This is a genomic window from Acinetobacter sp. ANC_7635 (assembly GCF_056779945.1).
Map to the genome: position 1 here is coordinate 33,600 of NZ_JBWYIS010000009.1, position 25,842 is coordinate 59,441.

Genomic DNA, 25,842 nt, shown 5'->3' on the forward strand with positions numbered 1-25,842 from the left:
GTTTTATAGATATTTAGACTGTAAATTAACTCAAACAAATCGTAAGTTTACAATTGACGCAGAAATAATATAAAAATCATTGTAGAATACGATTGATTTTATGTGACGTAGTTCACACTTTTTAATAGAGATTACAAGTGGCTAAACATCAATTAAGTCAGAAGGATATGGGGTATATCACGCTGTTTGCGATCAGTTTATGTACGACACAAGTACATGCTGAAGATGCAATCGCTCCTCTAGCAATTGACGATACCCAACGTGCACTATCAGCAGAATTACAAAAACCAAAAATCAACTTTAGTTTGGAAAAAAAGACTGTTGAAGATATACCTGAACAGCTTGAAAAGCCACGTTTTAAATTATTCCAATCGAAATCCAAAATCTCGAAAGAGCAAGTGAAAGAACAGGTTCTTGTTCCTAAAGTTATTGAACAAGTTCCTGATTTAGACGACATAGTCGAAAATGAAATTGCTCAAGTTAACACTATACCTTTATCTAATTCGCAGTCTCAGAATGAGTCGAAGGAAAAGACTCAAAAGAAATCTTTCTTTGCATTTGTTAAGCGTGAAAAAGCGGCATCTGAACCAAAAATATTGCTGCCAAAGGTAAAGCAGGTTATTGAAGAGGCTTCAGCGCCAAATGTTCTAAAACCTACTATTTCATCTACTGTACAACCCGCTACTAAAGACACTCGTCAGGTTTTAAAACCGCTTAAACCAAAGATCCAAAATCAACTAACAGAATCTTTAATTGACGCGCAACACGCAAAATTACTAGAAAATGAAACATCGGTTTCAGAAGACAAAACAGAAAAACCAAAAAGTAAACTCTTTACATTTATTGGGAATATAGGCAAAGATAAAACTAAGTTGGATGAGGGTCATCACCAAGCTACTGGCAATGTTTCAAATACAAAAGTTTTGACACCGACTTTACAAAAAACGGTGAGTGAAACTTCATTGAAAGTGTCTAGTACACCAAAACCGAAGATTGTTAATGATCAACAAATTAACAGCCAAAACAACTTGCTACAAGCTCCACCTTCAACTGTAGCGAAAGTTGAACATCCTCAAAGTCTTGTATCTAAAGCCAAAGCTTTTTGGCCTTTTAAATCAGGTTCTCATAATAAGTTAGAAACACAGAATGTAATTGAGCGTCCAAACTTGATCGTTCAGCAACCGACTAGTGCTTTGGCTGTAAATAAACCTACAATTGTTTATTCAAAACCAATAGAGCAGAAAGCGAAAATATCTGAACAATCGCAGTCGATTAAGCCAGTTGTAAATATTAAGCCTAAAGCTGATCAAGTCGTCTCTGAACTAAAATACAATACGGTGAATGCTGAACCGCAAGCAAAGAAAAAATTCAGCTTAACTGCATTAAAATCAAATATGGATCAGTTTTTTAAACCTAAAGCTGATGATGACTTTAGACAAGTTAAGTTAAATGAACTGAGTGATTTTAGCTTTGATCCTAAACAGGTCGAACAATTGCCTGTGATCACGACACAAGCTTCGCCAAGTGCTCCAGTATCTATGATGCCACTTGTGAATGGGACGGCTGATAAACAAACGTTAAGCTTATACGATGCGATTAAGATCGCAGTAGCGAGACATCCTGAAGTGACACAAAGTGTTTCTTCACTCGCATCACAAAATGCATTTATTGATGTTGCTAAAGCCGGTTATTACCCACAGTTGAGTGCAGGTGTTTCAACTGGAGATATGACTTCAGGAGAAAGAGGGCGTCAATTATTTAATGTCAATGCGACGCAACTACTTTTTGACTTTGGTAAACAAAAATCACTAGTTAGTACAGAAGAAGCCAAGTTGCAGTTTAGCCAAGCTCAAGTTCTTGTCACAATTGACCAAATTGCTCTTGAAGTGGCTTCTGCCATCGTGAATATTAAGCGATATGAAGAAATTACACGTATTGCACGTGAGCAAATTGCTGGTATATCACGAATCCGAGAAATTGCTAATTTACGTGCAGAGGCAGGTATCAGCAGTCAGGCCGATCCAATCCAAGCGCAATCATATTATGAATCTGCACAATCAAATTTAATTCTGCAAGAAACACAGCTCAATGTATTTAAACAACGTCTTAGAACTTTGATGGGAACAGATATATCAAAATATAACTGGGAGATACCTGAGAGTTTAATTAAGGCTTCAGATATTTATTCAGAGCCAAAGTTTAACGAAATTCCGAAAATGATGGCTGCCAAAGCAGAAGTTGATGTTGCAGAATTGGAAAAAAAACAAACTCAATTGAGTCGTTATCCTACGTTAAATGTTAAAGGTACATTGAGTCAAGCAGTCAACGGACGTAATCCGAATAACAATCAAGACGATGGAACAGATAGTTCTATTATGCTTGAAGCAAATAGTACTTTCTTCCAAGGTGGTGCAATTAGTTCACGCAGTCGTGCGGCATCGTTTGCAGAAGAAGCTGCTAAAGCAAAAGTAAATGCAGTTTATTTAGAAACAATTGATGAAATTCGTCGTGCTCAAGAACAAGTTGAAAATAAACAGCGACAAATGAAAGTATTAATTGATCAACAAGCGACATCAGTCAGAACAAAAGAGTTATATCAAGAACAATATAAACTTGGCACTCGTACAGCTGTTGATCTTTTAAATGCTGAGCAAGCGATTCACCGTTCAAATTCAGATATTGAAACGGCACGTTATGATATTTATGAAAACTTAGTTCAATATATTGCCGCTTCTGGTAAGAGCCGCGATGTATATCAACTTAATAATTTGACCATTCAAGGGGTAGAATTGAAACCATGAATACAAGAATAAATTATCAACCATGGTTACAAGGTGTCCTGACGGTTGCACGTCATTATCGAATTGAAACCTCTGCTGAACGTATTCGCTTAGAACTAAACTGGAATCAGAACCAGTCAGTCGATGACATCTTGGCAATTATGACACGCCAAGTAGGTTTACATGTCCGTAAAGTGGATTTTAGCCCCGATATTTTAAATCCGTGGCGTTTACCGGTATTGGTCGGATTTAAAGATGGGCAAGTTGGCGTCATTGATCGTGCAGATGCACAAGGTAATGCAAGTGTTCAACTGAGCGGTGATGAAGGGTTAGCACAGACATTTTCAGTAGATACATTGTTAGATGTCATCGACTCAGTCTATATTTTAAGACCAGAAACCTCAGTGCCTGATGCGCGTATTGACGAATACATTAAACCATATGAAAAAAACTGGTTTTGGGAAATTGTATTACGCGATTGGAAACGCTATATCGATATTATGTTTGCATCATTGCTTGCAAACGTATTAGCACTCGCGACAATCGTATTCTCGATGAATGTGTATGACCGCGTTATTCCAGCTCAATCTATTCCAACCTTGTGGGTACTGGCAGGTGGTGTATTACTTGCTGCAATCTTTGAATTCGCATTGAAATACTCACGATTAATTCTTTCAGATATGATTGGTAAGCGTGCGGATTTAAGAGTCTCGGATCGGGTCTTTGGTCATGCTTTACGTATTAAAAATAGTGAACGCTCTAAATCCACGGGAACGTTTATTTCACAAATTCGTGAATTAGAAGGTGTGCGTGAGCTTGTAACATCTACAACAATTACCGCCTTTGCTGATTTACCATTCTTCTTCCTGTTTCTTGGTATTTTTTGGCTTATTGGTGGCAATCTTTTCTGGGTAATTTTGGTGGTTGTACCGCTGATGATTATTCCAGGGCTTTTGGCGCAAAAAAAATTAGCGCAATTGGCTAAAGAGGGTATGCGTGAGTCATCAATACGAAATGCGATTCTCGTTGAAGCCGTTCAAGGTATTGAAGATATTAAACTGCTACGTGCAGAGTCTCGCTTTCAAAATCAGTGGAATCACATGAATGATGTTTCAGCTTCTATCAGCATGAAACAACGTAAAATTGTAGGCGTATTGAATCTTTGGACTCAAAAATTACAGGGGTTGACTTTTGCAATTGTGGTGTTGGTGGGTTGTTTTGCGGTAATGGATGGAGAAATGACCACCGGTGCGTTGGTGGCATGTTCGATTCTATCATCACGTATGTTAGCGCCAATTGCACAGGTTACAGGTGTTCTTGGTCGTTATCAGCAAGCTAAAACAGCGAAAGAAAGTCTTGATGAATTAATGAGTAAACAGGTTGACCATCCTGAGCGTTCACAATTGATTCAGCGATCAGTACTCGATGGTCATTATGAATTAAATGGTGTGGTCTTTAAATACGGCGAAGAAGATCCTAAACCAAGTATCGTTATTCCTAAACTTGAAATTAAACCAGGTGAAAAAATTGCGATTCTTGGGCGTAACGGTGCAGGTAAATCGACCATTCTTCAATTACTTTCAGGTATGCAAACTGCAGTTCAAGGTAAGGTTCAATTAGATAATATTGATATTACCTTGTTAGATCCATCGGACGTTCGTCGTGACGTAGGTTTGTTGAATCAAAATGCGCACCTATTCTTTGGTACAGTCAGAGAAAACTTAACGTTAGGTGCACCATTAGCTACAGATGATGATTTATTAAAAGCACTTGCAGTAACCGGTGCACTCAACTTCATTCAAGAAAAGAAGGAGGGACTAGATCATATTATTTTAGAAGGTGGTGTAGGCTTCTCAGGTGGACAACGTCAGGCACTTTTATTGTCAAGACTCCTCATTTGTCAGCCAAATATTCTGTTGTTAGATGAGCCTACAGCTGCGATTGATGATGTATCTGAAAAACAATTAATTGATCATATGAAGAACTGGCTTGGACATCGCACATTGGTTGTGGCAACCCACCGCCGTGCAGTATTAGAGTTAGTGGATCGTATTATTGTGGTGAATGATGGTCGTATCGTTATGGATGGCCCACGTGATCAAATTTTAAATAATTCTGGCCAGCAACAAGCAAATTCAGGGGCTAAATCATGAGCGAAGAATTAAAACAACAACGTTCATTAAAAGTGTCTCAGTTAGAGCCACCATTACCGAAGGTCAGTATTACGATTTGGATTATTGGTCTGGGTTTGCTTGCACTCATTATTTGGGCAGCTATTTTCAAACTTGAAGAAGTTTCTAATGGTACAGGTAAAGTGGTTCCAACTTCTAAGGAACAAGTGATTCAATCTTTAGAGGGCGGGATTCTAACCAAACTTGAAGTTAAAGAAGGTGATATTGTTGAAAAAGGGCAAACCCTTGCTCAACTTGATCCGACAAGATTTGCTTCAAATGTGGGTGAATCAGAATCATTACTACTATCATCTCAAGCAACAGCTGCGCGTTTACGTGCGGAAGTGAATGGTGGTCCACTGGTATTTCCAGAATCAGTTCAAAAAATTCCAAAATTGGTTGCTGAAGAAACTCAGCTTTATCGTTCTAGACGTGCCAATATGGAAGAATCTATTGCTGGCTTAACGCAAGCACTTACGTTAGTTCAGCAAGAATTGAGAATGACAGAACCGCTTGTTGCCAAAGGTGCTGCGAGTGAAGTTGAAGTTTTACGTTTAAAACGTCAAGCAAATGAATTGACCAACCAAATTAACGATATTCGTAACCAGTACTATGTGCAGGCACGCGAAGAGTTATCTAAGGCGAGCACTGATGTCGAAACTCAACAACAAGTGATCAAAGGTAAATCTGATAGTCTGAATCGTACAATCTTTAAAGCACCAGTCCGCGGTGTGGTAAAAGAAATTGATGTGATGACTTTGGGTGGTGTTATTCCTCAGAATGGTAAGTTGATGACCATTGTCCCTTTAGATGAACAACTTTTAATTGAGGCGCGAATTTCACCGCGTGATATTGCATTTATTCATCCTGGACAGGAAGCTTTAGTTAAAATCACTGCTTACGATTATTCAATCTACGGTGGCTTGAAAGGAGAGGTAACAGTTATTTCTCCTGATACGTTACGTGATGAAGTTAAACAAGATCAATTCTATTATCGTGTGTATATTCGTACTGATTCAGACAAGCTTTATAACAAAGCTGGGCAAGCTTTCCCAATCACGCCGGGTATGGTATCAACGGTTGATATTAAGACAGGTCAAAAAACGATTCTTGAATACCTGTTGAAACCATTCAATAAGGCGAAAGAAGCGTTACGCGAACGATAATCTCTATTTTTTCAGTCTGTTTAAAACCCAATCAATGATGTTTTGATTGGGTTTTTTAATATGATTGAATCACGCATAATGTATTTGAGTTCAACCTTTGTAATTTACCATGCCATTTACTCTTGCTCAGATTTATATCTATGAAGAAGATATTAAGAAAAGCCGTTTTCAGGCGATCACCGCACCTGTGGAAAATGAACAGGATGTAAAAGAGTTTTTAAACCAGTATTTTGATGCCTCGACGACCCATCAATGCTGGGCATGGAAAATTGGGCATCAAGTCCGTTTTAATGATGATGGAGAACCTTCAGGAACAGCTGGAAGACCCATACTTGCAACGATTGAAGGGAATGAGCTCACTAATATTATTGTATTGGTAAACCGCTGGTATGGTGGTATCAAACTCGGAACTGGAGGCTTGGTACGAGCATACGGAGGTGTAGCAGGGCAATGCTTATTACAGGTCGAAAAAATTGAACTCATCGAAAAGAAAACTGTAAATTTTAAATGCCAATTTAATGAGTGGTCGATTTTTCAATACGAGCTAAATCAACAAAAAATTGAATATATTGAAGAATATGTTGACTCTGGAGTATTGATTACTGCACGTATGCAAATTCATGAAATTGAGCCGTTTAAACTGAAAATCCAAGATGTTACTCGTGGACGTGAACAATTGAATATAGAGGATGTCGAACGTGACGGAACATGATCCTTTACTCAAGTATCGAGAACAACATAAACATCGTTTGAATTACATGCCTTGGTTATATTGGTCACTCAAGGCAAAGCATCGTGAATGGGCTGAAGCTTGGCAAAAAGATTATCAAGCCTATTTAATGGACATGGAGACTGTTGAAATTGGAGAAAATTGTTTCATTTCCCCTTTAGCCCATATTTTTGCTGAGCGTGGTCGGAAGATCATTATTGGAGATAATACTTTTATTGCCGCGGATTGTACCTTGCATGGTCCTTTAGAAATTGGGTCTGAAGTCGCCGTTAATCATCATTGTATTTTAGATGGTGGACGCGTTGGGATTAAGATTCATGACCAAGTACGGATCGCAGCTTATTGTCATCTTTATGCATTTGACCATGGCATGAGTTTAGATCAACCTATTTACCAGCAAGCAGTACGCTCAAAAGGCATTGAGATTCATCGTGATGTTTGGTTAGGGGCGCATGTGGGCATTAAAGATGGCGTGACCATACATGAACAGGTGATTGTAGGTATGAATAGTATGGTTACTAAGGATATTCAGGCAAGAGAAGTTGTTGCAGGGAATCCAGCTCAATTTATACGAATGCGTGAATAATTCGTAACGCGAAAGATTGGATTAAATTACATAAACCATGTTCATTTGCCCGAAAGCTATGATAGTTTAAAGAAAAGAACAATCAGACATCATGTCAAAGTGAGGCAATCATGAACCGTGTAATTGCGTGTATTGATTCATCCCCATGTATTCATGCCTTAGCTGAAGCAGCAGCCTGGATTGCGGATCGAACTAAACGTGAGTTAGTCCTTTTACAGGTTTTAGATTACTATCCTGCAAGTTATCATCTGGGTGAAATTAGTGGTGTGATTGGATTTGAAAGTAATGCGATGCTCTTAAAAGAACTCGCAGAATTAGAACAAAAACAAAGTGAATTAGCTTTAGATTATAGTAATAATCTTCTTTCACATATTTCAGAAGTGATTGAAGAAAAATATGGTATTACGCCGATAAAAATTCAAGAAAAAGGCGATTTCCTCGAACAGAGTTTCAATGTTTTAAATGAAAATGATATTGCGATTATTGGTCGAGTAGGTGAGCGCTCCGCGGAAAAACACAAAAGCTTAGGGAGTAATGTAGAGAATTTTATTCGTGGTGCTCGTTGTACGGTTTTAACTGTTGGTGAAACCTTTAAGCCACCAACACGTTTTATTTTCGCCTATGAAGATTCTCAGACTTGTAAAGAAATGATGCATCGTGTTGCTAAAAGTGATTTATTAAGAACACTTCAGTGTCATTTGCTTTATGTGGGTGATCATCCCGAAATTCTTGATATCCCAGCTCAGTATTTACGTGAAGCTGGATTGGATGTGGTTGTTGAATACCGTTTTGGAGATGTCGCTGAGAATATTTTAGATTATCAGCAACAACATCAAATTCAATTAATTGTGCTAGGTGCTTATAGTCGCAGTAAAGTAAAACAATTTTTCTTGGGCAGTATTACGACCAATATATTTAGAAATTCAGTCGTTCCATTGTTGGTTGCTAAATGATCAATCAATTTTGATTAATTTTACTTGATAAATATTGGTTCAACTTTACTGGTAGAAGGTGGATAAATTTTTAGAACAGTAGGGTTTTATGGTTTGATTATTTTATAATCTTTTGATTAAAGCTTATGAAAATCAGGTGTTTGCCATAATATTTTATTTTTATCCACAGGAATACAAACAGGAATCGGGGATAACTTTTTCAGGGCTTTAGTGCAAAAAAAAGGAGTATTCAAATTGATGAATACTCCTTTAAGTGATACTAATGACTAGTATTAAGATTTATTTGACAATCGCCAGTGCAAAACCATCATGTCCTTTACTGCCGACGGTTTGTAATGCTGTACTCGACAATAGTCGAGGATGATTCTGCATAAGGCGGTACATTTCACGAATACCTTCGATGCTTGGTTTGACATTTTTTTCATCCAAAATATCACCAGCGCGAATCACATTATCTAAAAAAATAATGGTACCTGAGCGTGAAAATTTAAGTGATAGTTCTAAATACTCTGGGTAACTTTGTTTATCAGCATCAATAAATATAAAGTCAAATGGCTCAAAATTTTCAGGTAAAGATTTGAGAATATCCGCAGCGCGACCAACTTTTAATTCAACCGTTTGCTTTAATTTCGCATTGTCGATATTTTCTTGACCGAGTGCTGCATGTGTATCACGACCCTCGATCGTGAGAATATATCCATCCTCAGGAAGAGCTCTTGCTAGCCACATGGTGCTATAAGCCGCAAAGGTTCCAAGCTCTAACACACGCTTACACTGATTCATTTGAATCAACATTTGTAATAACATGCCTTGGTTAGCAGCAACTGCTAGATGGTCAGGAAAACCCTTATCAGCTGTATTTTGTAGAGTCTGAGTTAAAATTGGATCTTCTGGCATCAGATGAGATTCAATATAAGCATCAATATCTGACCATTGTTGTTGCATAACTGAGTACCTGTAGGGAGTTCAGTGCATTGTAATCGTTTCGAGTGAATGTGCAAATTTCTGATGCTTTGATGCTGAAAAATCAGTCAAAAAAAAAGAGGTCAAAGACCTCTTAATTAAATGTGATCATCTAAAATTAGTAATGGCATAAAGATGTATTTCGAGTCAGATCGGGTCCCCAAGTTCGGTAACCTTGAGTATCAATATGTATTTGACCAGTCGCATACAAACCTAAGCCCATATTTAAGCTTTGACCATAATTTTGCCAAAATTGGCACAATTTAAATTTAGAATTTTCGATGAATGCATAATCTTCAGCCTGAGGAAATTCAGGACCGATTCTGAAATCAATGGCTGAGTTATACAAGTGTCGAGACGAACCTGCGCCACCAGCACACTGATTTAATGGAAGGTCACGATATACAGATGTAACCTCAAAATCAGTTAAAATCCTTGCTGCAACGAGATATTTAAATACTTTCAGTGTTGGTAGCTGATTCGACCATAGCTCACGGTTTGGAACCATATATTCAGATTTACCACATTTCTGCCAAGCACGTGCTGATTTAAAGAGTTCAAAACTTGGGATAATATTGCCAACATTATTACGTTCTAAGTATTGTTCATATTCTCGTGCTTGAGCTTGGTTATTACCTTGCATCAGCCAAACACGATAAGAATTCGGCATGACTTTTGGTCGCGCTGGACGTTCATAGGTTATTTTTTCTTGTGGAATATATATGCGTTGACCATCATTGGTGACGATTGTTCGTCCTTTTTGAGGGGAGGACGTACATCCAATCAATATCAACGATATTGCACTGATTGAGCACAAGCCCTTCAAAATTAATTTCATTATAAATAAATTTTACTAAAGCAAATAAGTTTCTATTTTATGCTAATTGATTATCAAGAATGCGTATAAATTGCAAATAAATGTACCAATTGGGTATAAAAAAGATCAGCCGAAGCTGATCTCTCATTGGATTATTTTTCTAAATATTGCAATTTGTTTGGTTTGCCATTCCATTCTTCACGGTCAGCTGGCTGATCACCAATCTGAGTAATATTTGGCCATTTTTCTGCAAGTTCAGCATTGAGTTCGATAAAGACTTCTTGACCTTCAGGCAGTTCATCTTCCGAGAAAATGGCATTTGCAGGGCATTCAGGCTCACATAACGCGCAGTCAATACACTCATCTGGATTAATGACTAGAAAGTTTGGACCTTCATAGAAACAGTCAACTGGGCAAACTTCTACGCAGTCTTGATACTTACATTTAATACAATTTTCAGTGACAACAAAGGTCATGGCGTCAGCTACCTAAAAAATATGGTTCTAATAACGAATGCTGTATTTTAGGCAAATTGAACGAAACTAACAATTCCTTTTCTTGATATTTAATATAGGGGATGCTACTAAATCAGTAATATTTATGATGAGATCGCACTAATTTGCAAATTCTCAGGCATTCTGCCTCTGATTTCAAAAATCATGATTAAAAAAAGCCAGCAGATCGCTGGCTTATTGATTGAGTGTGCTTGAACTAAGATTTTTGGAGTAATTGTTTGAGTTGGTAGAGTTGGTCTAAAGCCTGTCTTGGACTTAAGTCATCTACAATAATTTCTGAAAGAAGTTGTTCAACTTGAGAAGGTTTACGAATTTCAACCACTTTTTCAACTTCAATAATTTTTTCTACAGGGTTACTATTTGAAAATAAATCTTGAGAGAACAAATCTTTTTGCACAGGTTGGGTTTGCAGTTGGAGTTTCTCCAGTTTTTTAAGTTTAGCTTGAGCCTCTTTAATCACGTTTTGAGGAATACCTGCTAGTTTAGCGACCTGTAAACCATGACTTTGACTTGCAGGACCTTTTTGAACCTTATGCAATAAGATGAGATGACCATTCACTTCTTGCGCAGTGACATGATAATTATCAATACACGGATCCATGCCTAATTCTGTTAATTCAAAATAGTGCGTTGCAAAAAGACATAAACATTTAATGCGATGCGTCAAATCAAGAACACAAGCCCAAGCTAATGACAAACCATCATAAGTGCTTGTGCCACGACCTACTTCGTCCATCAATACCAAAGATTGTTGAGTGGCATGATGTAAAATTTGAGAAGTTTCCGTCATTTCCACCATAAATGTAGATTTGCCAGAAGAAAGATCGTCTGCTGAACCGATACGCGTAAAGATCCGATCAATAGGTCCCAATTTTGCAGATTTCGCTGGAACGAAACTACCGCAATATGCCAATAGCGTAATTAACGCCGTCTGACGCATGAATGTAGATTTACCACCCATATTTGGGCCTGTGATAATCGACATACGATGCTGCATATCTAGATAAGTATCATTTGGGGTGTAAGGCGTTTTAATCAGTGATTCAACAACGGGATGGCGTCCTGCTTGAATGTATATTCCAATTTCAGGGCTAAATTCCGGACGATTCCAATTATATAATCTTGATAGATGTGCAAAGTTTGTAAGAACATCCAGTTGAGCAATAGCGCTCGCCATCATTTGAAGATTGGCGATATCTTGACGTAATTCATCCAATAACATTTCAAACAAAAGTTTTTCACGAGCCAATGCACGTGATTCGCTTGAAAGCACTTTATCTTCGAAAGACTTCAATTCAGGGGTGATATAACGTTCAGCATTTTTTAATGTTTGACGACGAATATAATGTGCAGGAGCTTGTTCTGCTTGCGCTCTGGTTAATTCAATATAGTAGCCACTCACTCGGTTATAACCGATTTTTAGTGTGTTTATACCTGTTGTTTCTCTTTCTTTGATTTCTAAATCAATTAAAAATTGTCCTGCATGATCACGTATTTGACGAAGTTCATCCAATTCATGATCAAAACCATTTGCAATGACATTACCATCTCTGAGTAGAACAGGTGGGTTTTCCACAATGGCTGACATGAGGCGATGATGTAAACCATTAAAGTCACCCAATTCCTCATTCAATTGATTGATTAAAGCGGATTGCGGTGTTGAGGTCATCGGTGCTAATGCATGGCGTAAATACGGAATCTGAGCACAGGCTTGACGTAGTTGCACTAAATCACGTGGTCGCGCACTTCCTAATGCCACACGGCTGAGTACGCGTTCGATATCACTGATTTCTTTTAATACCAGACGAATCGGAGATTCATGATAGCCAGAGAGTATTGTTTGTATCGCATCTAGACGCTGATCCAACAACGCAGTATCACGAATCGGTTGCATTAACGTTCGACTAAGCAGTCGGCTACCCATAGCCGTTTGGCATTGGTTGGTTAAATCAAATAATGAAGTGCCATGCTCAAACAAAGGATCAATAATCTCTAGATTTCGTCGCGTCACAGGATCAAGTGCAATAAAGTCGGAGCTTTGTTCAAGTCGAATTGAACGAATATGTGGCAATGCCGTCTTTTGGGTATCTTTGGCATAATGAATTAAAGCTGCCGCAGCTGCTTTCGCCAACTCAAGATGTTCAATTCCAAAACCAGATAAAGTACTTACGGCGAATTGATCACATAAAGTTTTTTGCGCATTATTCAGATTGAAGTCTACGTTTGGGCGTTTTGTAACGGGACAATCAAGAATTTGCTTAATCTGTTCAACCACTTCTGGATGCTTGAAATCCTCATCAATCAAAAGTTCACTTGGCATAAGACGCGCAAGTTCCAGAGGAAGTTGTTCAGCTTGAAAACTTTGTTGTTGGACTTTAAAAATACCTGCACTGAGATCTAATAGGGCGATACCAATTTCATCAGATTTAATACAGATGGATACTAAATTTGAACTCTGATGGGCATTCAGCAATGCGTCGTCTGTCAATGTACCCGGTGTAATAATTCTGACTACACCACGTTCGACAGGTCCTTTACCAGTGACTTCCCCAAGTTGTTCACAAATAACAACGGTTTCACCTTTTTTAACTAAACGCGCTAAGTATCCTTCTGCTGCATGATACGGAACTCCAGCCATTGGTATCGGTTGTCCATTCGCTTTACCACGGTGGGTTAACGTAATCCCTAAAATTTTGGCGGCTTTATGCGCATCGTCAAAAAATAACTCGTAGAAATCACCCATACGATAGAACATTAACGAATGCGGGTGCTGTAATTTCACCGTCATATATTGCTGCATCATTGGCGTCAATGTTGAAAGATCGATATTGGATTGATCTAAAGTCATCTTTGAAAAAAACCTGTAGTTAAATTTTGAAACGAAGAAGTACTGCTCAAGCTTAGCATGAGAAAAAATGCGTAAATCGATTATAAGATCTATTTTTAGCAAAAGATAAATGAGTCGAACCAATATTATAACCAACGACTCAATTTCGTTCATTGAATAATTAAATTCGATATCCATTTATGCAAATTCTTTGTGTAAAGAATCAGCAGTCTCTGGATAGTCTCCGCATCTTTTGGACAGTTTGTTATCGCATTTCATTTCATGATCAGATCATATTCGATGTCTTAGGGAAGAAAAAATGACAGGTCAAACGATTGAGATCACTACCAAATCAGGGAATCGCTATTCAGGGTATTTGGCAGTCCCAGAAGCGAAGAAAGGTCCAGGGATTGTATTGTGTCATGAAATATTTGGTATCAATGCAGCGATGCGAGCAAAAGCTGACATTCTCGCAGAGGAAGGCTATACCGTTTTAGTCCCTGATCTATTTTGGCGTACTGCACCAAACATTGATTTAGGTTATACACCTGAGGATTTTGAAAAAGCTTTTCAACTTTATCAACAATATGATGAAGATCAGGGTGTAAATGATATTCGTGAAAGTTTAGATTTTTTAACGACTTTAGATGCGTGTGACACGACTACGGGTCAGTCAGTGGTTGGATATTGTCTTGGTGGAAAACTTGCATATTTGGCTGCATGCCGTATTGATAACTTAGCGTGTTCGGTTGCTTACTACGGTGTAGGCATTGAAAAAGCGCTCGATGAACTCTCGAATGTGAAGGGTAAGCTTGTGCTACACATGGCTGAACTTGATCAATTCTGTCCAGCTGAAGCGCGAAATCAAATTACTGAAGCATGCGCACAATTTAAACATATTCATGCCTATGTTTATGAAGGTGTTGATCACGCATTTGCACGACCGAACAGCGATCATTATCACAAACCATCGGCGCGATTCGCCCATGAACGTACCGTAACAGCATTACATGAAACGGTTGGCCCTCACTATGACTTAGTTGCATTGTGGGAAGAGCATATTAGACATGAGTTCGACACGCGCGATGTACCAGCAACCATGGCAACGATGGTCGCTCAACCATATGTGAATCATATTCCAACATTGACAGGTGGTGTGGGATATAGCCAGTTAGCGCGATTCTATCGATATCATTTTGTACATCAAAATCCTCAAGATATGAAAATCACCTCAATTTCAAGAACCGTGGGATCTACTCAGGTTGTGGATGAATTCATCATGAGTTTCACTCACGACACTGAAATTGATTGGTTATTACCAGGTGTAAAACCGACTGGAAAATATGTCGAAATTCCGATGTTAGGGGTCATTCAGTTTAGAGGTCCAAAACTTTGTCATGAACATATTTATTGGGATCAAGCTTCTGTACTTGTCCAAATCGGACTACTTAATCCAGAAGGATTGCCTGTTGCAGGTGTAGAAACAGCGAAAAAACTTTTAGATGAAGATATTCCTTCAAATGGCTTGATGCCAAGTTGGGAGTCGAGTGTTGGTAAGCCAATCGAATAATCAAAATAAATGGGGCAAAAAATGGAATTAAATATTAAAGATAAAGTTGCCATTGTCAGTGGTGGATCAACGTTGATTGGACAGGCTGTGGTTCAAAGTCTCGTGAATTTAGGGGCTAAAGTTGCCATTTTAGACATTGATGATTACGGAAAAACCATAGCTGCGCAACATCCTTATGAAGTGATGTTTATACAAACTGATCTAACTTCAGACATCGCAATTCAGGAAGCGGTGAATAGCATTAGAAATCATCTAGGTGAAGTCAGTTATTTAGTGAACTTGGCATGTACCTATCTTGATGATGGTTTCAAATCACCACGATCAGATTGGTTAAAAGCATTAGATATCAATTTGGTGTCTATTGTTGAGCTAACGCGTGCCGTATATGAAGATTTGCAAAAAAATAAAGGGTCAGTGGTGAATTTCACCTCGATTTCAGCGCAATGTGCTCAAACGGGACGTTGGTTATATCCAGTGTCCAAAGCAGCAATTTTACAACTGACCAAATCGATGGCAATGGATTTTGCGCCAGATGGTATCCGTGTCAACTCAGTTTCACCAGGTTGGACTTGGTCGAGAGTGATTTCTGAAGTGAGTGGACAAAATCGTGCGAAAGCTGATGCTGTAGCAAGTGATTATCATCTCTTGGGACGTTTGGGTAATCCGGCAGAAGTGGCAAATGTAGTGACCTTTTTATTGTCGGATGCTGCAAGTTTTGTGACTGGCGCAGATTATGCGGTAGATGGTGGGTATTCAGTCATGGGGCCTGAAACGAATCAACCCGCAATACCACGTTTAGCAGAATAAATTAAATATTGGAGAATAAAGATGAGAAAAATTGCAATTGTTGGTGCAGGTCAGTCAGGACTTCAACTTGGATTAGGACTGCTTGATAAGGGATATGACATCACGATTTTGTCGAATAAAACTCCTGATGAGATTCGTCAAGGTAAAGTCATGTCTAGTCAATGTATGTTCCATACTGCGTTACAGACTGAGCGTGATTTAGGATTAAATTTTTGGGAAGAGCATTGTCCAGCGGTAGAAGGTATTAGTTTTGCTTTGGTTGATCCAGCAAGTGGTGAAAGAGCATTTAAATGGAGTGCGCGATTAGAGCGTTATGCTCAATCTGTTGATCAACGTGTCAAGATGCCTTATTGGCTTGAAGAGTTTCAGCGCCGTGGAGGCAAGTTTGTTCTCCAAGACGTTGGTCTAAACGAATTAGAACATTTGGCTGACGAGTATGAATTAGTGCTCTTGGCTGCGGGTAAAGGTGAAGTGGTTAAAGAGTTTGTACGTGACGCAGAACGAAGTACTTTTGACAAACCTCAGCGTGCATTGGCTTTGACTTATGTGAATGGAATGAAGCCAATTTCGCCATACTCGAGAGTGAGCTTTAATATTATTCCTGGGGTGGGTGAGTATTTTTGTTTTCCTGCGCTTACAGTAAATGGTCCATGTGACATTATGGTTTTTGAAGGGATTCCTAATGGTCCTATGGATTGCTGGGCTGAAGTTAAAACACCAGAAGAACATTTAAATAAAAGCTTAGAAATTCTGAAACAACATTTGCCGTGGGAATATGAGCGTTGTCAAGACGTAACGCTGACAGATCATGGCGGATATTTAGCAGGACGTTTCCCACCAACGGTACGTAAACCTGTCATGACATTGGCTTCTGGTAAAAAAATATTTGGAATGGCAGATGCATTGGTGGTGAATGATCCAATCACAGGTCAAGGATCAAATAATGCAGCTAAGTGTAGCAAGGTTTATTTCGATGCGATCTTAGCACACGGTAATCAACCGTTTACTGAAGATTGGATGGAGTCAACGTTTGAGAAATATTGGTCATATGCTGAAAAAGTCGTGAGCTGGACAAATAGTTTATTGGTTCCACCTCGACCTCATGTTGTTGAGCTACTGGGTGCAGCCTCTCAAAATCACAATTTAGCTTCTCAGATCGTTAATAATTTTGATGATCCACGTAACTTTTCACCGTGGTGGTTTGACGAAAACGCAGCGAAAGAATTATTAGAATCAGATCAAGTTTCTCAAGTGGCTTGATGGAACTGAGGTGTTAAAAATGGATGTATTAGATAAAATTAATCTGCAAGAGATTGACGTCAGTAATCCTCGCGAGATTCGCAATCTTCTTGGTCAGTTTGCCACAGGTGTTACCGTAATCACCACACGTGGAACCGATGGACGAAAAGTGGGTATGACAGCCAATTCATTTTCTTCGTTGTCATTAGATCCACCGCTTGTGTTGTGGAGCTTGTCGAAAACAGCACCAAGTTTGCCTGATTTTGTTGCAGCTGAGCACTTTGCAGTTCATATGTTAACGAAGGAGCAGCATCAGCTTTCTACCCATTTTGCCCGTGGTGCACAAGATAAGTTTGCCACAGTTGATCATGGTGAATGTGATACAGGTGTTCCATTACTGAACGAAGCACTTGCTACACTTGTTTGTAAAAATGTACAGCAATACGAAGGTGGCGATCACTTGATTTTTATCGGTGAAATTCAAAAATATCAACAAACTGCTGGTGAGCCCTTAGTATTTCATGCTGGTCGTTACCAAGTTGCAGCGTGCCATCCAGACCTTTAATCATTGCTTTAAAAACCACGATGAATAATCGTGGTTTTTTATGGGAAATACACATGAAAAATAAAATTATATTAAGTGCTTTAACCTTGTTTACTACAGCAAACTCATCACATGTTCTTGCTTATGATTTACCGACTGTGAATTTGGGTATGACCAGCTTTCTAGATGGTGTACTACCAGCTGGACCTGGTTGGTATTCGCAAACGTATTTTCAACATTATGACAGTGATAAGTTGAGAGATGCGAGTGGACAAAGGCTTCCGCTGCCCAAAACAGATTTAAATTATCAAGTGATTGTCGAGCAATTAAGTTACATGTCGACCTATAAACCGACTGCTCATTCAAGTCTAGGTCTGAATTTACTTATCCCTTATTTAAGTAAAATCAGTGTTGACGATGGTTTAAATAATCAAGCCTTAAAAGCTCAAAGTGGATTTGGAGATTTGATGATTGGTCCATTTCTCCAGTTTGATCCAGTCATGGCTGAACAGGGACCAAAATTTGTTCATCGAATTGAATTTCAGCTAAATTTGCCAACAGGGGAATATCAGCAAAACCGTGATATTAATCCGGGTAATAATGCATTTTCCTTCAATCCATATTGGGCTGCAACGTATTGGTTTAATCCGAAATGGACAGCTTCGACACGCGCTCATTATTTGTATAATTTTAAAAATGATGATCCAACTTATGGTTTTGGTGCTGCTGATGACATCCAAGCGGGGCAAGCAGTACACATTAACCTAGCATCTGAATATGCTGTACATGATCAGATTCGATTGGGTTTAAGTGGGTACTATTTAAAACAGCTTACCGATACTAAAGTTGATGGTGTAAAAGTCGATGGTCGCAAAGAAAGTGTGTGGGCAGTTGGACCTGGACTTATGTATAGTCACTCGCCAAAAAATCATGTCATCGCAAATGCATATTTCGAGCATGATGCAAAAAATAGAACTGAAGGCGATCGATTTCAAATTCGATACATTCATCACTTCTAATCAAATAAGCCTGTGATTTCACAGGCTTTTTTATTGACAGACATAAAATTAAGAGAAGAGTGAATTTTGTGTAATCTTACGCGTTGATGATGGCAGCTCGCCATAACGACGTTTGTACTCTTGTGAAAAACGACCTAAATGAGTAAAGCCCCACTTAAATGCAACATCAGTGACCGTGGCATGTTCATTATTCATCAGTTCAAGATGAGCTTGTTCAAAACGAAGCTCACGTAAATATGCCATAGGGGTAATGCCAAAATGGTTTTTGAATCCTGCAAAGAGTGTTCGTGCACTTACACCTGATTGTTCAGCCAAGACTTCTATGTTGAGTGGTTCATGTAAGTGGTGGTGAATGTATGCTTCAGCACGTTTGATAAAGTAGGGCGCTAATTTTTTCTCATGATGAGAATTTGCTTTAAAAAAAGCATTATTTGGTTGTCCATAAATTAGCGCATTAAATAGATTTGATTCAAACTGCTTAAATGCAAGTGGGTGGTGGAGAGGATGATGCTCACATTTAAGTGCATCCATCATGGTTCTTAAAAGTTGCAGAAAATAACCACCAGATTGGGTGGTAAAATCAAGTCGAGGATTAAAAATTACATTTTTTTGTTCAGATTTCACGATATGTTGCTGACAATGATGTGCAAAATCATCTTTTGAAATTTTGAGAATGAGTTGAGGGGAGTGAGCACGCCAGCGCATTCTGAGTGACTGGTCAGGTGAGATAATTGACGCTACTTCTGAGTATGAAATAAATTTATCTTGACCAAATTCAATTTCAGCATAGCCTCGAGTAGGAATCTGAATAAGATAAAACTTTTCAAGTTGATCTGGTTCGATCAATACATCTGCGCCATATTCCAAGCGGCTGATAGAAAGAGCCCCAGTTTGAACATGATGCATGCTTGCACTAAAATTTTTAGCTGATTTTAACACTTTTAGAGCATGAGGCTTAAAAATTTGCCCTACATTTTTACAAGTTTCGCTCAAATCTGCTTGATTGAAGACCAAGTTTTGACTGTTGAAAATTGATTCATTACTAAAATTTTGCCCAGTTAGCTGAGAGGAATGAAGCTGGTTCATTGTGAATCCTTTTGGCTCATTAGTAGTCCGTACCATGACAGTAGTGTTAAATTGATATCATGGAATGAGATTTACGATATAAATAAATGAAGCAATATTCAGACCAGAAATAATAATTTTAAAATTTAATAGCTATAGTGGTAATTGAAAAAATTACATTTATTTATATCAGTCCTATCCTTAGGACGTTATTTAAAAATCTATCTCTATAATCGCTGAATGTCAAATAAAACCGAATTTTTTATCATTGTAATTTTAATATAAGTTAATGAAAAATAATAAAAAATTAAAATACCTATTAAGTAATATAAGATACCAAATTAGTATTTTTTAATTTACTAATCTGTGTTCAAAAATATATTTAAATATTTAGTCGAAGCGAAGAGACTTTATTTCGACATTATTATTAAAAATGTTTTATAGTATTTATCATGATTCAAAATAGCTAGGTGAACAGGATGATCACACTCAGCCAACATAAGGATCTTAGTCACGCATCGCGTGAATTGAATGTTGCTCAACGATTAATGAGCCTTATTTGTGGTTCACATCAATTAGAAACTGCTCGTAAAGATCAGCTTGATTTTCATTATTCAGGTATACGCTTGCCGATTAAAAAAATGGCAATTGGCTGTATCAGTTATGGCACAGATGTATCTATTCAAATTCAGCAGCTAGGTGCATACAGTATCAGTTTGCCTATTCATGGACAGCAAACATTGCGTATGAATGGAGAAACTCATTTATCACATAGTAATAATGGAATCATTGTTTCTAGTCAGGATCAGCAAGAACTCATCATTCACCGTAATTGTAAAAAATTTCAAGTGGTGATTCCTGAAGAAAGTGTCAAATCTGTACTTTCCAATTTGCTTTCTAAACCTGTTAAAGAGCGGGTGATTTTTGAGCCAGATATGCCATTTAGTGAAGATAACTTCCTAAGATTGTGGTGGAATAATATTCAACAATGTTTATCGCTCAGGCAAGATTATTCTCGTTTTGATGGTTTAAATCTGCTTTCTCAAGATTATGAAAGTTTTTTGATTAAGGCTTTGCTTTTAACCCAGCAGAATAATTATTCCAATGAATTAAGATCGCTCCAAGAGTATCAGCTTCCGAAGCCAGTCATGGTGGTCAGAGAGTTTATCCATCGTTTTGCTGATCAAGAGTTGGATGCATCAGATTTAGTCATGATATCGGGAACTTCAAAATCGACTTTATACCGTGAGTTTCAACAAGCGCTGCATATGAGTCCTATGGATTATTTAAAAAACTATAGACTTGAACAGATTCATCATGCTTTGCTGCAGAACAATGCAAATATTTCCATTTCGAGATTGGCTTATGACTGGGGATTCAGACATTTAGGACGATTTTCTCAAGAATACAAAGCCAAATATGGGGTTCTCCCGAGTGAAACACTTAAAATAATGGTTTAAAAAAAAAGCCCCTTGATTGGGGCTTTTTAATGACTGAGTTGAGATTACTGCGTTACCTCTGCAGTTGCAGTATTGGCTGATTCAGGTTGTTTTAGTCCTTTTAATGCGAGCGCAATAAACGAAATAAATGTCGGAATTGCTAGGACATAGAAAATACCTGCAAGAGATAATTCAAAAGTAAAAATCAGTGATCCGTAGAACGCACCTAAGATCGCACCGATACGACCAATACCATGCATCCATGAAACACCTACACCGCGGCACACTGAAGGGTAGAACAGTGCTGTTAATGGAAGTAGTGATGATTGAGCACCCACTAATAATGCGCCAATTAAGAAAATTGCAATACCGAGTAAAACAATACTTTGGCTTACGAATGCTGCAACGAAGAACAATACAAATGCTGCGAGATAAGAATATTTAATCACAGTATTTGGATTAACTTTATCCATATACCACCCCATAAAGCATGCACCTATTACACCGCCGAATGGGAAAATCGCTGCAATTAAACTAAACTGCTCTGTTGTAAATCCAGCGGTTTTAAGAATAGTTGGCATCCAGCTGGTTAACAGATAAAACACCATTAGGCTGGTAAAGCAACACAGCCAAAGCATTGCCGAACCCCAAAAGTATTTGCTAAACAAAATTTTAACAGGGCTTTGTTTAGGATCTAATACTTCTGCTTCAGGTAGAACAAATACAGTACTTTGATCAAATGTTTGACCGTGAATCTTCTCAAGAATTGGTTTTGCTTTTTCTTGACGATTTTGTTTGATGAGGTATTGAGGTGATTCAGGTAACTTGGTAATCAAAAATACCAATACAATGAGTGGGATTACACCGCCAATAATAATGACATTTGCCCACCCTTGATTCTCTAATAAGAACGCAGATAAGACACCGCCACTTGAGATCCCTAACATAAATCCGCAACCTGCTAATCCGGTCAGGAATGCTTTACGTTTTAGAGGCATGTATTCGGATACCATTGTGCTGATATTCGGCATAGCCGCACCAAGTCCGACCCCTGTAATAAAACGATAGATCATAAGTTCTTGTGTGTTAGAAGCAAATCCACACATGATGGTGAAAATTGAAAACAACAAAGTCGTCATTACGATGACACCCTTGCGTCCAAATTTATCTGATAATGGTCCTGAGATAATGGCGCCGATCGACATGCCTACTAAGGCCGCACTGAGCACAGGTGCTAGATCTGGTTTTGAAATCCCCCAATCATCTAACAATGCTGGTGCAATAAAGCCTAAGATGCCAGTGTCTAATCCATCACAGAAAAAAACCAAAAACCCCAGAAAGAAAACTGTCCATTGTAAAGGGGACATTTTTTCCCGATCAATAACGTCATTTACAATTATTTTTTGCATTTAAAATTTCCATATATTCAAACGTTAGAACAAAAAAGGACTATCGTTTGCAAAGAATATTAACGATAGTCCTTAGTGATTGTCATCAGCTCATTTAATTATCTTGAGCTATGACTTTGAATAAACTTCTCACTGTAAACACGTCCGTTGTCTATCTGGTGATCAGCTAACCAATTTTTGACAGCATCGATCATTGGTGGCGGACCACACAAATACATATCGAATGCTGATTCGCTTAATTGCGATTGATCTAAATGTTCGTGGATAAATCCTTTTTTTCCAGTCCAATCATTAGAAGGTTGTCCGATTACGGGATGATACTCAAAGTGTGGAATCTTAGCTGAGTATGCTTTTAACCTTTCTTGTTCACACAAATCTTGCTCTTTGTTTACACCATAATATAGTTGTACTGGTGGAATTTGAGGTTGTTTCACAATTTGATCTAGCATTCCTAAAAATGCTGACAATCCAGTACCTCCTGCGACAAAGACTAATGGCTTTTCTTTTTCCACTTCGCGAAGATAAAAACTTCCTAAAGGTGCTTCGAGTAAAATTGTATCCCCAACTTTTGCTCGATCTCGCAGATAGTCACTCATGAGACCTTGCGGGAGTAAGCGAATTAAAAACTGTAATTGATTACCTTCATTGGGTAAATTGGCAAAGGAATAAGAACGCCAATCATTTGCACCAGGAATTTTTAATCGAGCATATTGACCCGGTAAATAATTAATTTTCTGCGTATGTTGACTGGCATCTACATGAATGATTGCCGTAGTTTCAGAGACTAATTCTACGTGAGTCACTTTGGTTTCGAGTTGAAGTGTTTCACCAGCATTACAGAAACTTGAGTCATGATCGAAATAGAATGCAGCATTCGATTGCACTCGTGTTTGACAAGCTAAAATTTTACGCTCTGCCAGATCACGTTCGGTTAATGCTTCTTCATCGACATAATCTTGAGTGTAATTGCCACTTTCACATTGCCCTTGACAGGTTGCGCAAACGCCTTCACGGCAGTCTAAAGGCAATGTGATACCTTGACGGAACGCAGCATCAAGTAAAAGCTCATCATTATTCACAGAGATAAAGAACGTTTTACCATCTGCAAAGTTGAGTGCAACAGAATGACTCATTCTTTTACTCCTTAAACGTGATAGAAGTCGAGCACAGAATCAATTTTGTCATTCAACAAAATGGTGTGCTGTTTACGAATGCGGAAAGTGTCTTCATGTTGACGAAGGATATAAGTGACATGCCCGTAAAAATAGCCTTCTAAACCTTGGCGGTTATAGAATGTCGACCAACCCGCTTTAACTTCTAATAATCCGTCTTCAAGTGTTTTTACACGGATGTTGTGAATCGCATGCATGAGACGCGGAAGGGGCGTAGCTGATGCAGCTTTACCAGTTCCTATACGGAATACGCGATCTTCAAGGCCAGCACGATTTTCATAATAGATATATGAAAGCCCTTGGTTTGGATCAGTGACGTATTCATGGTCACTAATCCATTGTGGAATGTGGTATTCGCTGTCTTCGTCATAGAGTTCTAGATATGCGTCCCATTCATAGTTGTCACAAAGCGCAGATTTTTCATATAAAAATTGAGAAACTTGATGTACAAGAGCTTGTGTCATGATTAAGCCTCCTCAGTTGTCGCTTGTGATGCAGGGCATTCGTGTGGTTCAGAAGTATCTTCAGTGAGTTTAAGTGCTTTATTTTTTAAGCCTTTTAACATGAGATCGCGCCAAACTTGGTGTTGATTGACATATAAACCTTCTTGAGTGATTTCAGTACCCGTGATGACTGGTTTGATCCCTAATGTTTGAGCATTCGGGCTGTCGCCATAATTCCACTTGTGATAACCGCGCGAAATGTCACTCCAGCGTTCTAAACGAGCTTGGAAACCACGCTGTTGTTCACGGAATTCGACTAAATCGTCAGGTGTGCCTAAGCCCGATACGTTGAAGAAATCTTCGAATTGACGAATACGGTTACGACGTGCTTCAGCCGACTCACCTTTAACACCAATACACTGGCTAATGACTTCAGTTTTATTCCACGCAACTGGACGAATAATACGAAGTTGCGAACTGATTTGATCCATAAAGAAAAGGCTTGGGTATAAGTTCAAGTTTCTGAGACGATGCATTGCCCATTCAGCACGTTTTTGACCATATTTTTCAACCAGATATGGCATCACAGTTGCGTAACCAGGACGTACAGTTGGGTTAGGCATGTCACTAAACAAAACGTTATGACCATTTTTAAATGAGAACCAACCATCATCAGTTGTGTCATCACCAGCACCTAATTTACTGTAATCAAGTGTGTCCTTTGGTCCTGTCCCTTTTTGTGCATTCAGTTGCTGACGATATTGAACTGTAGAGACATAGTTATAGTGAACAGTACTTACGTGGTAGCCATCTACACCATTTTCATTTTGTAGCTTCCAGTTTCCAGCAAAGGTATATGCTGATTTACCCGGTAAAACTTCTAATTCACCTGTAGGTGATTGTTCAACCATAAGATCAAGGAAAACACGTGTATCACCTAAATAATCTTCTAAGGTGTCTGTAGCTGTTGTATCTAAACTAACGAAGACAAATCCTTTATAACTTGCAATACGTGCTTTTTTTAGACCTCGTGAAGATTTATCAAAGTCATCACAATACTCACCAGGAGCTTTAACTTTTACGAGGCGACCATCCGATTTGTAACACCAAGCATGGAACGGGCAGGTAAATGTGGATTGATTACCTTTAGCAACTCGGGTCAATGTAGCACCACGGTGCTCGCAGGCATTGACCATTGCATTTAAATTACCTTGACCATCACGGTTAATGATGAGCGGTTGGCGACCAATTTGAACAGTGACAAAGTCATTTGGTTTTGGAATTTCACTTTCATGACACGCGTAGATCCATACCTTTTCAAAGATCATTTCCATTTCTAGATCAAAAAGTTCTGGTTCAGTAAACATGTCACGTGCGATACGATAGACGCCATCCTCTGGTCGAAAATCGATACATCCTTCAATAAAATCATGCCATTCGATGCTGCTACGAGATCCCATGGTCTAACTCCTTATATCACTTGATTTCATTTATCTTTGAATCTATTGAACAGTGATTAACGGAGTCAGGCTATCCAGTTTGTTCTAATCGTTATCCATTTTTTCTCAAATATTTTATAGAGAAGGTAGTTAAAAATATGAGTGGGATTCAAAAGTCGTCCTTTGGG

At 38.5% G+C, this 25,842-nt stretch carries 21 protein-coding genes; 12 read left to right on the plus strand and 9 right to left on the minus strand.

Annotated features, from left to right (window positions below; all coding sequences use genetic code 11):
- Positions 1-1,394: 1,394 nt before the first annotated feature.
- The 6 genes from AC1M89_RS10490 (at position 1,395) to AC1M89_RS10515 (ending at position 8,386) form a co-directional block, all read left to right on the plus strand.
- The gene (locus AC1M89_RS10490) at positions 1,395-2,801 is read left to right on the plus strand and encodes a TolC family outer membrane protein (RefSeq protein WP_481596411.1); all 1,407 of its coding nucleotides are present in this window, start codon (positions 1,395-1,397) and stop codon (positions 2,799-2,801) included.
- Positions 2,798-4,933, plus strand: coding sequence for a type I secretion system permease/ATPase (locus AC1M89_RS10495; protein WP_092767723.1), 2,136 nt, complete (start codon positions 2,798-2,800; stop codon positions 4,931-4,933). The genes AC1M89_RS10490 and AC1M89_RS10495 overlap by 4 nt, the downstream gene beginning before the upstream one ends.
- The gene (locus AC1M89_RS10500) at positions 4,930-6,117 is read left to right on the plus strand and encodes an HlyD family type I secretion periplasmic adaptor subunit (RefSeq protein WP_035266373.1); all 1,188 of its coding nucleotides are present in this window, start codon (positions 4,930-4,932) and stop codon (positions 6,115-6,117) included. Before AC1M89_RS10495 ends, AC1M89_RS10500 begins: the two co-directional genes overlap by 4 nt.
- A gap of 109 nt (positions 6,118-6,226) precedes the next feature.
- Positions 6,227-6,829 (plus strand): IMPACT family protein, encoded by a 603-nt coding sequence (locus AC1M89_RS10505; protein ID WP_481614198.1) that lies wholly within the window; start codon positions 6,227-6,229, stop codon positions 6,827-6,829.
- The gene (locus AC1M89_RS10510; protein WP_092767727.1) at positions 6,816-7,433 is read left to right on the plus strand and encodes a DapH/DapD/GlmU-related protein; all 618 of its coding nucleotides are present in this window, start codon (positions 6,816-6,818) and stop codon (positions 7,431-7,433) included. The genes AC1M89_RS10505 and AC1M89_RS10510 overlap by 14 nt, the downstream gene beginning before the upstream one ends.
- Positions 7,434-7,543: 110 nt before the next feature.
- Complete coding sequence (locus AC1M89_RS10515; RefSeq protein ID WP_035266378.1) at positions 7,544-8,386, plus strand: universal stress protein; 843 nt, start codon at positions 7,544-7,546, stop codon at positions 8,384-8,386.
- A gap of 279 nt (positions 8,387-8,665) precedes the next feature.
- On the opposite strand, the gene AC1M89_RS10520 is transcribed toward AC1M89_RS10515, so the two are convergent.
- From AC1M89_RS10520 to mutS, 4 genes are all read right to left on the minus strand, one after another.
- Positions 8,666-9,331 carry an O-methyltransferase gene (locus AC1M89_RS10520; protein ID WP_035266381.1) on the minus strand — a complete coding sequence of 222 codons (666 nt, stop codon included), beginning with the start codon at positions 9,329-9,331 and terminating at the stop codon, positions 8,666-8,668.
- Positions 9,332-9,467: 136 nt separating this feature from the next.
- A complete protein-coding gene (locus tag AC1M89_RS10525) occupies positions 9,468-10,187 on the minus strand; it encodes a D-Ala-D-Ala carboxypeptidase family metallohydrolase (protein WP_035266384.1) in 720 nt (239 codons plus the stop codon).
- 131 nt (positions 10,188-10,318) lie between these two features.
- Positions 10,319-10,642: a ferredoxin FdxA gene (gene fdxA, locus AC1M89_RS10530; protein ID WP_035266386.1), complete on the minus strand. Its 324-nt coding sequence runs from the start codon at positions 10,640-10,642 to the stop codon at positions 10,319-10,321.
- Positions 10,643-10,877: 235 nt separating this feature from the next.
- Complete coding sequence (gene mutS / locus AC1M89_RS10535) at positions 10,878-13,529, minus strand: DNA mismatch repair protein MutS (protein WP_481614199.1); 2,652 nt, start codon at positions 13,527-13,529, stop codon at positions 10,878-10,880.
- A gap of 298 nt (positions 13,530-13,827) precedes the next feature.
- On the opposite strand from mutS, the gene AC1M89_RS10540 reads away from it, so the two are divergent.
- From AC1M89_RS10540 to AC1M89_RS10560, 5 genes are read left to right on the plus strand one after another with little or no spacing between them, the layout of a single operon-like run.
- Complete coding sequence (locus AC1M89_RS10540; protein ID WP_481609113.1) at positions 13,828-15,078, plus strand: dienelactone hydrolase family protein; 1,251 nt, start codon at positions 13,828-13,830, stop codon at positions 15,076-15,078.
- 21 nt (positions 15,079-15,099) lie between these two features.
- A complete protein-coding gene (locus tag AC1M89_RS10545; RefSeq protein ID WP_092767734.1) occupies positions 15,100-15,885 on the plus strand; it encodes an SDR family oxidoreductase in 786 nt (261 codons plus the stop codon).
- A gap of 21 nt (positions 15,886-15,906) precedes the next feature.
- On the plus strand, positions 15,907-17,145 hold the full coding sequence (locus AC1M89_RS10550) for a styrene monooxygenase/indole monooxygenase family protein (protein WP_481609114.1): 1,239 nt from the start codon (positions 15,907-15,909) through the stop codon (positions 17,143-17,145).
- Positions 17,146-17,164: 19 nt separating this feature from the next.
- Positions 17,165-17,689, plus strand: a complete 525-nt coding sequence (locus AC1M89_RS10555; protein ID WP_481609115.1) for a flavin reductase family protein — start codon at positions 17,165-17,167, stop codon at positions 17,687-17,689.
- Between the two features lie 53 nt (positions 17,690-17,742).
- Positions 17,743-18,687, plus strand: a complete 945-nt coding sequence (locus AC1M89_RS10560; RefSeq protein ID WP_481614200.1) for a SphA family protein — start codon at positions 17,743-17,745, stop codon at positions 18,685-18,687.
- A 48-nt stretch (positions 18,688-18,735) separates the two neighbouring features.
- Here the strand turns inward: AC1M89_RS10560 and AC1M89_RS10565 are convergent, their stop codons facing one another.
- Positions 18,736-19,773: an AraC family transcriptional regulator gene (locus AC1M89_RS10565; protein WP_092767742.1), complete on the minus strand. Its 1,038-nt coding sequence runs from the start codon at positions 19,771-19,773 to the stop codon at positions 18,736-18,738.
- A 458-nt stretch (positions 19,774-20,231) separates the two neighbouring features.
- Between AC1M89_RS10565 and AC1M89_RS10570 the strand changes: the two genes are divergently transcribed.
- Positions 20,232-21,212 (plus strand): AraC family transcriptional regulator, encoded by a 981-nt coding sequence (locus tag AC1M89_RS10570; RefSeq protein WP_481614201.1) that lies wholly within the window; start codon positions 20,232-20,234, stop codon positions 21,210-21,212.
- Positions 21,213-21,256: 44 nt separating this feature from the next.
- On the opposite strand, the gene AC1M89_RS10575 is transcribed toward AC1M89_RS10570, so the two are convergent.
- From AC1M89_RS10575 to antA, 4 genes are all read right to left on the minus strand, one after another.
- On the minus strand, positions 21,257-22,600 hold the full coding sequence (locus tag AC1M89_RS10575; protein ID WP_092767747.1) for an MFS transporter: 1,344 nt from the start codon (positions 22,598-22,600) through the stop codon (positions 21,257-21,259).
- A 98-nt stretch (positions 22,601-22,698) separates the two neighbouring features.
- Positions 22,699-23,733, minus strand: coding sequence for an anthranilate 1,2-dioxygenase electron transfer component AntC (gene antC / locus AC1M89_RS10580; RefSeq protein ID WP_481614202.1), 1,035 nt, complete (start codon positions 23,731-23,733; stop codon positions 22,699-22,701).
- 11 nt (positions 23,734-23,744) lie between these two features.
- On the minus strand, positions 23,745-24,236 hold the full coding sequence (antB, locus tag AC1M89_RS10585; RefSeq protein WP_035266119.1) for an anthranilate 1,2-dioxygenase small subunit: 492 nt from the start codon (positions 24,234-24,236) through the stop codon (positions 23,745-23,747).
- A 2-nt stretch (positions 24,237-24,238) separates the two neighbouring features.
- Positions 24,239-25,675, minus strand: coding sequence for an anthranilate 1,2-dioxygenase large subunit (antA, locus tag AC1M89_RS10590; protein ID WP_035266117.1), 1,437 nt, complete (start codon positions 25,673-25,675; stop codon positions 24,239-24,241).
- Positions 25,676-25,842: the final 167 nt, after the last annotated feature.